Raw genomic sequence first — 14,881 nt, 5'->3', positions numbered from 1 at the left:
CACCCCCGCACCACCGGCGACCACGCCCCCGAGCGAGGCCCCCGGCACCGACGCCGCCACCCCACCCGGCGCTCCGCCGGCCCAACTCCCCCCGGCACCACCGGAATCGTCCAGCCCGATCGACCCGCTCGCCGGCCCGCTGTTCATGCGCCAGGAGCACGCGGGAGTCACCATGCCGCAGTTCCAGCCCGCGGCCGACCCGCAACGCCTGAACGGCAGACTCAACCCGATCACCATCCAGGACCACCGCGGCAGCACGCTGGGCTGGACCCTCACCGGTCAGCTCAGCGACTTCGTGGGCGACGGCGGGGAGATCGTGCCGGCTCGCCGACTGAGCTGGACACCGACCTGCGCCACCCTCGAAGGTCCGCAGGGGACGGTCGGCAGCGGTCTGCCCGGACCGGTGGGCGGCGGCGCCGAGTTGCTGTGCCGGCAGAACCCGAGCGCGGGCGGCGGCACGACCGGTTCGTTCGAGGCCGGCGCCGGTCTGAGCCTGGACCTCCCCGGCGGAAGCCGCTCGGACGGCTATACCGGGAATCTGACGCTCAGTCTGAGCTGAGTCACCGTCAGCATCCGGGACGCCCTTCCGCCTTCACATGGGGAGGGCGTCCTTCCGGTTTTCGGGCCGGATCCCTTGACTTTGTGATCTTGCCGGCGCGCAATGAGTAAGCACAATTTCTGTAACACGTTCCACCGACCCTGCGGGACCGTACGCGACGACGGCGGCACCCGCACGGCCGCGCAAGAGGCATCGGGGCCCCGCACGGCGTGGGCGTGATCGGTCCTTCCGCGCACGGTCCCTCGATGTGGTGTCCCTCCTGCCCCGCCCTCCCCGGCGACGGCAGTGCAGTATCCGAGAAAGGGAACAGCACCGCATGTTCAAGGTAAACAAGCAGCTCGCCGCGTCGCTCGGTGTCGTGACGCTCGCCGGTACGGTCGGCATGGTCGCGCTCGCGCCGACCGCCAACGCGGCCGAGGTGGACTACACGTCGCATTGCGTGAACCAGATCGTCAAGGATCTGGTCATCCCGGACGGCAACCTGAAGATCGACGTCTCGGTGACGCCGGTCAAGGCGCGCTACGACGTCGGCGAGGAGGTCTCGGTCACCTGGGCGTGGAAGGCCTACCCCAAGGCTCCGCCGGAGATCCCCGTCGTCGGCAAGGTCGACAAGGACTCGACGCTGCCCAAGGGCGTACTCACCCTGGGTGGCGCGGCCACCGGTGACGTTCCGGTCGAGGGTCAGCGGATCAACCCCGAGACCGGTCCGGGTCAGGAGCTCAAGCTCACCGACATGACCGGCAAGGTCAAGCTGACCCAGGCCGGCGACGTCACGCTCACGCCCGGTCTGTACTCGACCTTCACCAAGGCGTTCGGCTTCGACGCCGAGACCAAGTGCAACCCGGTCACCGCGGTCGCCCCCGCGCTCACCCTCAAGGTCGGCGCCGCCGACAAGCCGGTCCTGAACGGGCCCACGGCCGCGGTCGAGCCGGGCGCCGAAGTCGCGCTGACCGGTTCGAAGTTCGCGCCCGGTGACGTCACCGCCACGCTCGACGGCGACGCGGCCGGCATCGCCGCCTCGACCCTCACCGTGAACGCCTCCGGCAACCTGACCGGCAACGTCAAGCTCGCCGACAACGTCGCCAACGGCGCGCACACCCTCGCCGTCTCGGACAGCGCGGGCGGCTCGGGCCAGGCGCAGATCACCGTCCGCAAGAAGGACGTGCCGACGCAGCCCGGCGACCTGACCCAAAAGGTCGACGGCACGATCACCGCGGGCTCGCTGAGCATCTCCCAGGCGGCAAGCGGCATTCAGCTCTCCGAGGTCGGCGTGAGCGCCGACGACCAGACCATGACGGGCAAGCTCAACACCGTCACCGTCAAGGACCTGCGCGGCGGCAGCGCCGGCTGGACGCTGACCGGCTCGGTCACCGACTTCACCTCCGACGCCGGCGGCACCATCCCCGCCGACAACTTCACCTGGAAGCCGAAGGCCGCCAAGGCCGACGAGAAGTCCAAGGGCGCGCCCGTCGCGGGCAGCGAGGGCACCATCGGTTCCGGCGCGACGCTCGCCTCGGTGCCGCAGACCGCCACGGGCACCGGTGGTTCGTTCGCCGCGGATGCCGACATCGACCTGAAGGTCCCGGCCTACCAGAGCGCCGGTGACTACAGCGCGACGCTGACCTTGTCGATTTCCTGACGGGTAGGCGAACAAGGTTCCAGGCACGGGGCGTCCTCCGCATTCCCTCACTCTGCGGTCGGCGCCCCGTCGCCGTTTTTTCGACCTGCCCGGGTCGCACCCACCCAACGCCGCGCCGCCTACGAATCGTTGCCGCCGAATCGCGTTCCGCTGTTGACTTCGCAAACGCCCCCGGGCTCAATGGGAGGCGCTGTTTTCTGGAACAGGTTTCACCATCAGGGATTCGACAGGCGGCACCGGCGGGGTCGGGCGTCATCCGCCGATGTCGGATCGGCGCGCGGCACCGCATCGACCGCCGCACGTCGCGCGGGTCGTTCGGCCGGCGGCGGACCGGTCCCGGTGTGGTGTTCGACTGCCCGCTCCCCCGGCGGGCCAGGCAGGCATCCCGAGGAGGGACAGCACCACATGCTCAGACCGAGAACCAGGGAAAGTACTGGGCCTAATCTCCGCAACAAGCGGATCGCCGCCGCACTCGGTACGGCCCTCGTGGCCGGCGTCGCGAGTGTGGGCGCGGGGGCACAGAGCGCCAACGCGGCTCCTGTGACATACAACGTGCACTGTGTACCGCCGAGCATCGGTGGCGGCCCGTTCGACTTCGACGCCCAGGTCGACCTCACGGTCGATCCGGTCAAGCCGAAGTACAACGTGGGCGACGAGGTCACCGTGACCTGGACCTGGAAGGACGCGGCGAAGAATCCGTCGTCCGTCACGGTCGACGCGGACGCCGTGCAGCCGCACGGCAAGGTCACCGTGTCCGGCGCCCAGGGCGGCGAGATCGCCATGGAGGGCCCCAAGAAGAACGCCCGGACTCCCGGCGGCGAGAAGCTTTGGCTGTCGGCGATGACCGGCAAGCTGAAGATCACCAAACCGGGCGACATCAGCCTCGCGCCCGGGGGTTACACCAGCACCGCGTCCATGTTCGGTTCGTGGGACACCCCGTGCGCGCCCAACGGCACACCGGGTGTGTCCACGACGCTCAAGGTCGACGGCGCGGTCGCGCCGCCGTCCGCGGTGTTCTCGCGGGTCACCGTCCGCCCGGGCGCGAGCATCGACGTGACCGGCGCGAACTGGCCCGCCTCGGCGACCGCACCCTCGGTCGCCCTGTGCGACCAGGACGGCAACGCGTGCGATCCCGGGAAGGCGTCGGGCTCCACCCTCACCGTCGACGCCGACGGGAAGCTCAAGGGCGCGGTGAAGGTCGCGGCGGGCACTCCGGACGCGCTGTACCGGGTCGAGATCACCTCGGGGGGCGCGACCGCGACCGAGACCGTCTCGGTGCGACACGACGCGCCGCAGGTCTCCGAACCGGTCAAGTACCAGGTGCGCTACACCCCGAAGCCGCTCAACGGTGGCGCCTTCCTGTGGGAACCCGAAGTGGCGTTGTCCGTGACGCCGCAGAAGGACTACTACGCGATCGGCGACGAGGTCACCGTCGAGTGGAAGTGGCTCCAGTACCCGCGCACCCCGTCCGACTGGGTGCTCGTGCCCAAGGACGAGGTGGTCCCCAACGGCACGGTCAAGGTCACCGGCGCCCAGACGGGCGAGGTCAAGGTCACCGGCCCCAAGAAGAACCCGTATACCGGGCCCAACAAGCCGCTCCAGGTCAGCGACATGCGGGGGACCTTCAAGATCTCGAAGGCGGGTCGGATCGAGTTCGCGCCCGCCGGCTACGGCATGAAGATCCTCGCCGAGACCACCAGCGGTGTTCCCACCGGCAATCCGGCGGTCTCGCACGCGATCAACGTCGGTGAGCCCGTGCCCGCCGACGTGATCGCCCTGCAAAGCCTGGTCGAGCCGGGCGACCCGGTGCAGTTGACCGGGAACAACTGGCCCACCGGTCAGGGCTCGCCGAAGCTGCAACTGTGCCAGGCGGACGGATCGGCCTGCTCCGGCACGGCGTTCACCGGCGTCGGCGGTTCGGTGGCCGAAGGCGGCACACTCACCGCTCAGGCCACGCTCGGCCGGGACGTCCCGGCCGGGAACTACCTGGTGAAGGTCACCGTCGGCGTCACATCGGCGAAGACCCCGCTCCAGGTGACCAAGGCGGTCGTCCTACCGCGCGAGATCGCGGTGACCCCGGATCACGGTCCCTCGGGAACCGTGGCGAAGGTGTCGGGCAAGAACTTCACCCCTGGTGCGATCGTCGTGGTGGAATCCCTGGACGCCAACCTGGCCGCGACCGGTGACAAGGTCGAGGTCACCGCCGGGCCGGATGGTGCGATCGCCGCCGACCTGACGGTGGTCAAGCCCGGTACGACCCAGATCCGGGCGGCCGAGAAGAACGACCCGACCAAGCAGGCGCTCGCGGCGTTCGTCCTGGAAGGTGGCGGCGGTCCCGGCGGAGAGCCGGGCACCCTGTCCATCACCCAGGCGGCCGGCGGGGTCGTCCTGTCCGACGTGCCGTTCTCGGACCAGGACCAGGCGATGGCCGGATCGCTCGCCCCGGTCACCGTCACCGACGCCCGCAAGGGCACCCTCGGCTGGGAACTCACCGGTTCGGTCTCCGAGTTCAAGTCGGCGGAGGGCGGGACGCTGCCGGCGTCCGCGCTGTCCTGGACGCCCAAGTGCACCGTGACCGATCCGAACTCGTCGAGCGCGGTCGTGACCGGCTCCGCGGGTACGGTCAACGGCGGACTGCTGTGCAGCGCGGCGGGTTCCACCGACCCGGCGCACAAGACCGGTGGCGTGTTCACCGCGGACGCGGGCCTGTCGCTCGCGATCCCGGCGTACCAGGCCGCCGGAACGTACACGGGAACCCTGACGCTCACCGTCTCCTGACGGCGCATCAGCCCTGCGCGGGGCGTTCCCGCCACCTTTCGAGGTGGCGGGGGCGCCCCGTTCGTCGTATGCCCCCGAATCCGCCGGGCCCCCGAGCGGACACGTCATGATCACAACTGGAACGTGTTCTCGCTTTGTCCGGCGACACGTGTCAATGCAGGTCAGCGCCCTGCGGCCGACCTACCCGCCGGTCACTTGGGCAGTTCACGCCTCTTGACTTCACAGGACGAAGGCGCATCAATGTGACCCGCCCCACTTCTGTAACACGTTCCACATATGCCATGCGTATCCGCCCCCATGTCGCGGGCGAGGTGTGTCCTGTACCGACCTCCCGCCCCGGCAAGGAACGCAGGAAAGGGAGCAACACCCTCATGAACAAGCACACCATGCGCCTGGTCGCCGGCGTCGGCGCGGGCACCCTCGCGATCACCGGCCTCCTCGCCGCCGCCGCACCCGCCGCGCTCGCCGGGACCGTGACGCCGAACGTCACGTGTTCGCTGCCGTTGGGCCAGGGTGACAAGTCCGGACCGATGTCGGTGACCGTCGACGGCCCCACGACGGCCAAGCCGGGCGAGACGGTCGATCTCAAGATCACCCTCGGCGCGAGCCCGGCCACCAGCCCGGCCCCGCTGAGCGGCATCAAGATGACGCCGTCGATCGACTTCGACCTGTCGGGCGGCGCCACCGGCAAGGTCACCCTCGCCGGGCCGCAGACCACGATCGACATCCCCGCCAACGTCCCGATCCAAAGCCCGCCGTTCTCGGTGAGGTTCCAGGTCCCGGCGACGGCCGACGGGACCGTGGAGCTGACGCCCACCAAGACCACGACCGCGACGGTCACGCCGTACGGCAACTTCGAGACCCCGTGCACGGTCACCTCGGGCTCCGGCGTCGCCGCGGGCATCGCGGTGGAGAACTCGCCCGAGACCGCGACCCTGAGCGCGTCGCCGGGTTCGGTCGAGGCCGGCAAGGAGACCACCCTCGCCGGCACCAACTGGACGCCGGGCGCCACCGCGACCCCGTCCCTGTGCGCCGTCGACGGCACCGCGTGCAACCCGGCGGGCCTGTCCGCGAACACGCTGAGCATCGCCGCGGGCGGCGCCCTCTCCGGTACCGTCACGGTGGCCGCGGGCACCGCGGACGGCTCGTACAGCGTCCAGGTCACCGACGGCACCCGGACCGCGTCCACGCCGCTGACCGTCAAGAAGGTCGACGTCCCGGTCGCCCAGCGCAAGGTCACCCTCAGCAAGAGCACGGTCCGCCCGTGGACGTTCGTGAAGGTCTCGGGTGAGAACTTCACCCCGAACACCCTGATCGCCCTCGCCGGCGTCCAGGGCGCGAACCCGACCTTCAACTTCGGCGTCGCGTGGACCGACAAGCACGGCAAGTTCTCGTCGTGGATCCTCGTCACGAGCAAGAAGACCACCGGCATCACCGCGGTCGAGATCGACACGAGCTTCAAGTTCGACAAGCTCGGCATGGCCGGCATCACGGTCAAGTAGCCCACCCGCAGGTTTCTTCGAGCCCGCTTCGGCCCCGCGCCGGAGCGGGCTCGCTGCTTCCTTTCGGCATCCCGATTCGGTATCCCGATTCCCGGCTCGCGAAAATCCGTGTCGCCGGATTCCCGGTACCGTGCACCGATTCCCGCGACCGAGGTGAGCGACGTCCTTTCGGAGCCGGATCCGGGGAGCACGTCACGCGCTGCTTCATACGGTGCACCGAAAGAAGCGAGCCGGAATCCGATCGACCGAGGCCCATCGGCATTCGTGGAAAGAAATCCCGCTCACGGCGAATCGGGCAGGCCACCGGGGAATCGGAATTCGACCGCACCGACGGCCGACACGTGTCGATATCCTCGGGCTGCATTCCGCGCCGGGCAGCACGCTCGGCAATCGAGGTCGACACCCCGATCGAAAAGGGGTACCCCGACCCGCAGAGGAAGGTGATACCCACCTGGCGGGCACTTTTACCGCCGCACGATATCGCTCGAATGAAGAGGCGAGACGACCGAGTTTCGCTCCGGCTCGGCGGCACTCGGATCGGCGACCCGGCGGGCGTCCAGGAGGCCGATCGGACACGTCGAGGACCGATTTCGTCCGGTGCGGGAAGGAAACCGAAAACCCCGGCGGCCGGCCGGGGCGATTCCCCGTCGACCGGCCGCGATTCACCCGCCGCACAGCCGAAATCCCCGCCGCCCCCAACGAGTCGAGAGTGGCGAGGATCGTCGTGCCTGCACTGTTGTCCGGTACGAGTCGCCGACCGGGGTCGTCAAGCCCCCGGTCGGCGACCTGCCCCCGCCGGTGGACGACCTCGGTTCGTGTCGTCACCGCGGAAGCGCGGGCCTTACGGCCAGGTGATCGTGCCGCTGGGGCTGGAGCCGGCGCAGGTGACGGTCACGTTCGGACCGGCGATGAAGATCGTCAGCTTCGCGCTTCCGGTACTCAGGGTGGCAGAGGAGACCGAGGTCCCGGAGAACGAGAGCGCACCCAGGATGATCGGGTCGCCCGCGTACATCTCCGGGTTCTTGGTACCGGTGAAGGTGCCCGCGGACGTCGTGACCGTGGTGGTCAAGGTGTCCTGGGCGATGTCGATCGGCGCGGCGAGCCCGGTGGAGAGGGTGAGCTTGGCGGCGGTGGGGGTGCCACTGGGCGTGGCGACCGCGACCGACGCGGGGTAGGACACCGGCGGGACCTGGTTGGTGCTGCAGGTGTAGGTGGCAGACCCGTTGGTACCGGCGGATGCCGGCCCACTGAACGCGATCGCGCCGACGAGGCCGGCGGCCGCGACGGCCGCGGCCGACGCGGCGAGCTTGGTACGAGACATGACGGTGATTACCTCTCTCGTTGGTCGGTTGTGCATGAGTCGGGACCTCCGGCGCTGGTTCGCGTCGACGGGTCCGACAACCGGGTGCGAGGAGCTGCCGTACATGGTGCGTTCGTTGCCGGTGGCAGGCGTTCCTCGGTGCGTGCAACGCGGCCGGCTCGAAGCGGGATCCGCTCCGAGCCGTACCGCTCACGATCTGTGCCTCGTCCGTCGAGGCCGCCTTGATGTCGGCGGTGGGCTAGGGCCAGCCCCACAGAGCGTCGTACACCGGAGTTCGCGTGAAATCGCTAGCGATGACCGTGCCGATGCGCATGGCGGAAGTGCCCCTTTCGCGGTGCGGATACGGTGCGGGTGCGCGGTTGGGTCGCCTACGGGGACCGAGGCCGCGATGGCCTCGGTCCCCGACCTACCCGGTGGTCGGCCGACAAGGGACCGTCACCGGCGGGGCGTACGACTACATGGTGCCGATCCGGGTGGCCGAGTTGCCGACGCAGTACACGTTGGTGCCGGCGATGTTGATCTGCAGGTCCCAGTTCGTCGCGCTGGGCGTGCCACCCGAGCCGGTGAGCGTGGTCGCGGCCGACGGACCGGCCAGCGGGCCCAGGATGATCGTCGTGTCGTCCTGGTACATCTCCGGGTTCCTGGTACCGGAGAAGTTGCCCGCGTTGGTCTTGACCGTCGTGGTGATGGTGTCGGCCGCCACATCGACAGGCAAGGTGATGCCGTTGGTGGTCATGGTGAGGGTGCCGGCGGTCTTGGTGGCGGAACCCGTGGCGGGACCATAGCCGCCACTACACGTGTAGGTCATGGTCTGGGCCGCCGAGGCAGGACCCGCGAGGGCGATACCGCCGATGACGAGCGCGGCGGAGGCGAGGGCGGCGGACGCGGTGATCTTGGTACGGGACATGATGGTGTTACCTCTCTCGGCGAGTGACTGTGCATGGCTGGTGCATGAAGTCCACGCGGCACGGATCACCGCGTGACGTGAGATCGAGGAGCTGCCAAACATGGTGCCGAGGGGCCGCGAAGAGCCCCACGTTCGGTGCGTATGCGCAATGACCGGTTTCAAAGCGGCGTTCCCGCTCATTTATGCCGACCTCGGTGCGAACCTCAGTGAAGCCGGGGTTCCGCTATTAGTCAACGTGAATTTTCAAGATCTTTTAGCCCCCTTTAAACGACACGTGAAGACTTGTGATCATGCATTCCGAGTGGCAAATGAAGGTGACACGTGTCGTGTTACGAAGCCCTCATATCGGTATTGACTTCGGTGAGTCTCGCTGACAGGGTCCGCGGTGAAGTATTGGATCTCCGCCCACGCCCCGCCCCGGTGCACCAGGCCGGAGGTCGCTCCACGAAGTCGTGGTCCCGCGGGCGGAGTCGATGCATCCGGTCCCGTATGGCTCGTATGGGACGCGCTCGACTGAAGGAGCACAGTCCTGGTGTTGCAACGAATGATTCCCCGGCGCGCCTCAGCGGCGTTGGCCGGAGCCGCCATTGCGGTGGGGGCGGGCATCGTGCTGGCCCCCGCGGCGCAGGCAGGCACCGTAACCGTGACAGTGAAGTGCACCCTGCCCGCCGGTCAGGGGGAGTTCGAGGGCCCGCAGGACATCACCGTCGACCTTTCGCCCGCCCAGGTCGAGGCCGGCGGCAAGGTCAAGGCCAAGGTCACCCTGGGTCCCAGCCCCGCGAACAGCACGCAGGACCTGGACGACATCAACATCACCCCGATGATCGACCTGGTGATGCACGGTGGGGCCACCGGCGCGGTGACGGTGACCGGCCCGTCCCGCCAGGTCGACATCAGGAACGGTCAGCCCGTTCCGATCGACCCGTACGAGGGCGAGTTCTTCGTGCCGGCGAACGCCGACGGGAAGATCGAGTTCACGATCGCCCGGACCCGAACGCTCACCGAGATCCTCGGTGGCCTGGAAACTCCGTGCGAAGTGACGGCCGGTGCCGACAAGGTGGTCGCCGACGTGACCGCAGGAGCCTCGACCGGAGGCCCGGCCACCGTCGTCGGACCCACCGGGTCGGTCTACCCGGGTTCGACGTTCGCGCTGACCGGAGCCAACTGGACGCCGAGCGCAACGCCGTCGATCTCGCTGTGCGACGCGCAGGGCGGTGCCTGTTCGGGCGCCAAGCTCACCGCCCCCGGCCTGGCCATCGACGCCGGTGGCAAGCTCTCCGGTGATGCCGCGCTCGCGGCCAGTGGTGTGGCCGACGGTAGCTACCAGATCAAGGTCACCGACGGCGCCAAGGAGGCCTCGACCCCGCTGACGGTCAAGGCGTTCGTGCCCACCGGTCCGCGCGAGTTGACCGCCACCCCCAACAAGGGTCCGGTCGGCACCACGGTCACGCTCACCGGCAAGAACTACAAGGCCAACCGCGTCATCACCCTCCAGGCGCTGGACGCGACCGGCACCAACGTCGGCAACTACGTCACCGGCCCGCGTTCGTCGCTGGGCGGCGAGTGGACCGGGACCTTCACGGTCACCGATCCGAGAACCGCGAGCATCCTCGCGATGGAGGGTTCGAACGCCACCAACGGGACCACCGTCCCGTTCACCGTGAACGACGACCTCGTCCAGACCGTCTCGGGATCGGTTCTCCCGGGTTCGCTGGCGATGTCGCAGGCCGGCGCGGGCATCGACCTGGGTTCGGTGACGCTGAACGGCACCGAGCAGACCATGTCCGGTGCGCTGAACCAGGTCACGGTCGTGGACGCCCGTAGCGGCAACCTCGGTTGGTCGTTGACCGGCGCGGTCACCGACCTGAAGCTGGCCGACGCGTCGGCCTCGATTCCGGCCGGGAACGTGTCCTGGACGCCCGCGTGCGCGGCGGCCGAGGGCAGCCCGTCCGCAGTGGTGTCCGGCTCGGCGGGTTCGCTCGCCTCGGCGGCGCAGCTGTGCTCGCAGAACTCGGCCGCGTCGGGCGTGACCGGTGGCAAGTTCACCGCGGACGCGGCGATCGCGGTCAGGGTTCCCGCCTATGCCAAGCCCGGCACGTACACCGGATCGCTCACGCTCTCCCTGAGCTGACGGCGAATCGGCAACACCGACAATTGCAACGCATTGTTTCCGGTTCGACGGGAAAGGACCCCGATCGCACCGCGTGCATTTCCGCCATGGAGGTGCAGTGGTGCGACGGGGGCCTTTCTCTTTTTCTATCCGACGAAGATCACCCGGCATACCGAGCAAACAGTCGTTCATGTTTTCTCTTGACTTCCGAAGGTATTCCCGGGTGAATGTTGCGCGCTATCAATGGAACACGTTTTTCCGTCGTCAGGACTCGCGCGCCGGGATTCTCCTCGTGAGGATCGTGGCGCGGGGTCACCCGTACCGTCCGGCTCCGCTCCACGGCCTGCGGTCCCTGCCGACGGTTCTCCCCCCGGTGCCGGGCCGCGCGAGCGGCAGAGCGCCCAGACCCCGAAGGAGTCCGGTGACCTCCACCCGAAGACTGCTTACCAGGCGCGTATCCGCCACGATGGCCGGTTCGGTGATCATGCTGGCCGGAGTCGGCCTCACCGCCCTGGCACCGTCCGCCTACGCCGGCACCGTCACGCCGACCGTGCACTGCGTGCTGCCGGCCGGCCAGGGCGAGGCGACCGGTCCGATGGACATGACCGTCACCCTCACGCCCGCCAACGCCGCCCCGGGCACCCCGGTGCACGCGGTCGTCAAGACCGGCGCCGGCCCGGCCAACAGCACGATCGGCGCGTCCAACGTGTCGGTCACGCCGAGCCTGCAGCTCACCATGAGCGGCGCCGCGACCGGTGTCGTCACCGTTCAGGGCCCGACGTTCAAGGTCAACCTGACCAGCGGGCAGCCCGTGCCGATCCCGCAGTACGAGGGTGACTTCTTCCTCCCGGCCACCGGACAGGGCGCCATCAACTTCACGCCGCTGCGTACGTCGACCGTGACGGACTACTTCGGCAGCCACACCACCAACTGCGACGTGACCGCCGGCGGCGGCGTCGTCTCCTCGGTCAACGTGCAGGGTCCGGGCAGCGGGCAGCCGACGCTGACCGCCCCCACCGGCACCCTCCGCCCGGGCACGACGGTCGCGTTCTCGGGTCTGGGCTTCGCCGCGAACGCCACCGCGACGCCGTCCCTGTGCGACGCCAACGGCGGCAACTGCCTCACCACGCGCTTCACCGCGAGCACGCTCGCCGTGTCTGCGCAGGGTGTGCTGACCGGCACCGCGACCCTGGCCGCCTCGGGCATCCCGAACGGCAGCTACGTCGCGAAGGTGTCCACGGCGACCGCCGAGGCCACCTCTCCTGTCACCGTTCAGGCGTACGTCCCGGCCGGTCCGCGAGAGCTCACCGCCGGCCCGAACCGCGGCCCGGTCGGCACGACGGTGAACCTCTCCGGCAAGAACTACAACGCCAACCGGTCCATCACCCTTCAGGCGCTGGACGCGTCCGGTGCCAACGTCGGTAACTACGTCACCGGCCCGCGTTCGTCGCCGGAAGGCGTGTGGACCGGATCGTTCACCATCACCGAACCGCTGACGGCGTCCATCCGTGCGATGGAAGGCAGCAACGCCAACAACGGCACCACGGTGGCCTTCACCATCGCCAACGACCCGCCGACCCTGGCCGCCGCGGCGTCCACCACCCACGCGGGCGGCACCGTCGCCCTCACCGGCGCGAACTGGGCCCCGGGCAGCACGCTGACCGCGTCGCTGTGCGCCGCCGACGGCACGGGCTGCGCCACGAACAAGATCTCGGCCTCGACCCTCGCCGTCTCGCCGACCGGTGCGCTCACCGGTGGCGTCACCATCGCGGGCAACGTCGGAGAGGGCTCCTACAAGGTCTCGGTGACCGACGGGTCGAACACCGCCGCCGCCGCCGTCACGGTCCAGAAGCGCTGGATCGAACTCAACAAGTCGTCCGGCCCGACCGGCACGTGGGTGACCGTCAGCGGCCACAACTACGGCATCCTCGCGTGGATCAAGCTCGTCGGTGTCGACGCTCAGGGCAAGGCCACGAACGACATCAGCTACGCCGCCGCCGACTGGCCCGGCAACTGGTGCACCGTGATGCAGATCAACGACTCGCGCACCGTCGCGGTCGTGGCGTCGGAGACGTTCTCGCCGAGCAAGCTCGCCTCCGCGCCGTTCACGGTGACCCCGTAGCGGTAGGCACTTCGCGGCGGGACACGCACTAGGCGAGACCCGCCGAGAAGATCGAAATTCGGGACCCATCGGCCTGTTCGGGCCGATGGGTCCCGCTTTCCGTTTCTGCGGCACCACCGAGCGGACCCCGACCGGACCGGACCACGTCGACGGCACCGACGGCACCGACGACCCATGACACGTTCACTCGGAGCTCCCACAAATCCCCACCGCGCAAGGAGAATTGTGTCCCGAGCACGAAGAAGCCCGCGCAAAGTCCTCGCCGCGGCCGGCGTCCTCGCGATGGTCGGTACAACCGGCCTCGCCGCGTTCGCGCCGTCCGCGCAGGCCGACCCCGTCGACTACTCGTCGAAGTGCTACCTGGAGCTCCTCGACCAGTGGCTCGACCCCGCCGACGTACAAATGGACATCCAGGTCAGTCCCGAGAAGCCCACCTACTCGGTCGGCGACAAGGTCTCGGTGACCTGGCACTGGGTCAAGCGGAGCAAGGTTCCCGCCGACGCCATCCAGGGAGTCGGCGAGGACAAGGCGCTGCCGAGAGGCGAAGTCCTGCTGTCCGGCGCACAGACCGGCAGTGTCCCGATCGAGGGCGAGCGAAAGAACCCTGCCGCCGCCCAGGGCGAAGAACTCAAGCTCACCGACATGAAGGGAGAGATCACGCTGACCCAGCCGGGCAGCCTGGATCTGACTCCCGGCAAGTACACCACCTACGTGGACGCCGGCGTCGGCAGCGACGTCACGACGGCCTGTGCGCCCGTCAACCCCCCGGCGGTCTCCCGCACACTCAAGGTCGAAGGCCAGGGCACCCAGGCTCCGACCCTGACCGCGACCCCCGGCGAGGTCAGCGCCGGCGGGACCATCGCCCTCACCGGCGACAACTGGTCCACCGCCTCTCTCCAGCCGGAGCTGTGTGCCGCCGACGGCACCGCGTGTGATCCCGCCGAGATCTCGGCGAACACCCTTGCCGTCGCCGACGGCAAGCTCTCGGGCAACGTCACCGTCGCGCTCACCGTCCCCACCGGCGACTACAAGGTGAAGGTCAGGAACGGCGGCAGCGAAGCCCTCAGCGGTGTGGTCAAGGTCGACGCGTCAGTGCGCACGGCTTCGCTCAGCCCCGACCACGGCCCGGTCGGTACCACCGTCACCGTCACGGGTACGGGTTGGGCTCCGGGCGCCTGGGTGTCGGCGTACGGCATGGCCGGTGACTTCCAGGACGACGAGGTCTCCGCCTACGGCCAGGCCGGGGCCGACGGCTCCCTCACCATCCCCGACCTCGTCGTGAGCAAGGACTCCGTCACCGCGATCAAGGTGATCGCGGGCACGGACGAATCCACCGCCGTACAGAAGCCCTTCCGCGTGACCATCCCCGGCCGCGACCTGGAGCAGACCGTCACCGGCGGCGTCCTGCCCGGCACGCTGACCATCGCCCAGGAAGCCGCGGGCATCAAGCTGACCGACATCACCGTCAACGGTCAGGCGCAGAACATGACCGGCGCGCTGAACCCCGTCACCGTCAAGGACTACCGCGGCGGCGCCACCGGCTGGACCCTGACCGGCTCGGTCTCGGACTTCACCAACGGCAACGGCGGCAAGATCACCGGCGACAAGTTCACCTGGACCCCGAGGATCACCAACGGCGAAGGCTCCCCGAGCACCGCCGTCGCCGGCTCCACCGGCCCGATCGGCACGGGCGCCACGCTGGCCTCCGCACCGCCCGCGGCCACCGGCACCGGCGGCACCTTCACCGCCGACGCCGACCTGTCCCTCGCCGTCCCGGCGTACCAGCAGATCGGCACCTACAGCGCCACGCTGACGCTCTCCATCAGTTGACGCTCTCCATCAGCCGACGCCCGGCAACGCATCGACACTGTGGCCTCGCGACGACCGCCGACGGGCCACAGAGCGTTGTCCGGCACGCAGACCGCCGGTACCTCTCCACCACG

Annotated in this window: 8 protein-coding genes and 1 pseudogene; 7 read left to right on the top strand and 2 right to left on the bottom strand. The window is 69.2% G+C overall.

The genetic code is table 11. The annotated features are described in order from the left end of the window. The 4 genes and pseudogenes from GT354_RS28340 to GT354_RS28325 form a co-directional block, all read left to right on the top strand. Positions 1–559 (top strand): annotated as a pseudogene (locus GT354_RS28340) (WxL domain-containing protein); the annotation flags it as partial. A 316-nt stretch (positions 560–875) separates the two neighbouring features. Beyond that, entirely contained in the window at positions 876–2,198 is a 1,323-nt protein-coding gene (locus tag GT354_RS28335; protein WP_161359214.1) for a WxL domain-containing protein, read from the top strand. A 405-nt stretch (positions 2,199–2,603) separates the two neighbouring features. Next, positions 2,604–4,976, top strand: coding sequence for a hypothetical protein (locus tag GT354_RS28330; protein ID WP_161359213.1), 2,373 nt, complete (start codon positions 2,604–2,606; stop codon positions 4,974–4,976). 371 nt (positions 4,977–5,347) lie between these two features. Continuing rightward, a complete protein-coding gene (locus tag GT354_RS28325) occupies positions 5,348–6,478 on the top strand; it encodes a hypothetical protein (protein WP_161359212.1) in 1,131 nt (376 codons plus the stop codon). Positions 6,479–7,319: 841 nt separating this feature from the next. Here GT354_RS28325 and GT354_RS28320 read toward each other — a convergent pair. Then, a complete protein-coding gene (locus GT354_RS28320; protein WP_161359211.1) occupies positions 7,320–7,799 on the bottom strand; it encodes a hypothetical protein in 480 nt (159 codons plus the stop codon). Between the two features lie 454 nt (positions 7,800–8,253). Beyond that, positions 8,254–8,706, bottom strand: coding sequence for a hypothetical protein (locus GT354_RS28315; protein ID WP_161359210.1), 453 nt, complete (start codon positions 8,704–8,706; stop codon positions 8,254–8,256). Between the two features lie 532 nt (positions 8,707–9,238). On the opposite strand from GT354_RS28315, the gene GT354_RS28310 reads away from it, so the two are divergent. The 3 genes from GT354_RS28310 to GT354_RS56665 all read left to right on the top strand — a co-directional run bounded on the left by GT354_RS28310 (position 9,239) and on the right by GT354_RS56665 (position 14,768). Beyond that, on the top strand, positions 9,239–10,837 hold the full coding sequence (locus tag GT354_RS28310; RefSeq protein WP_161359209.1) for a hypothetical protein: 1,599 nt from the start codon (positions 9,239–9,241) through the stop codon (positions 10,835–10,837). A 400-nt stretch (positions 10,838–11,237) separates the two neighbouring features. Continuing rightward, complete coding sequence (locus GT354_RS28305) at positions 11,238–12,938, top strand: hypothetical protein (protein ID WP_161359208.1); 1,701 nt, start codon at positions 11,238–11,240, stop codon at positions 12,936–12,938. Between the two features lie 225 nt (positions 12,939–13,163). Continuing rightward, the gene (locus GT354_RS56665) at positions 13,164–14,768 is read left to right on the top strand and encodes a WxL domain-containing protein (protein ID WP_161359207.1); all 1,605 of its coding nucleotides are present in this window, start codon (positions 13,164–13,166) and stop codon (positions 14,766–14,768) included. Positions 14,769–14,881: the final 113 nt, after the last annotated feature.

The organism is Streptomyces sp. SID3343 (assembly GCF_009865215.1).
Lineage (GTDB): Bacteria > Actinomycetota > Actinomycetes > Streptomycetales > Streptomycetaceae > Embleya.
Note: the sequence above shows the minus strand (reverse complement) of the source record. Positions and strands in the feature narration are given on the sequence as shown.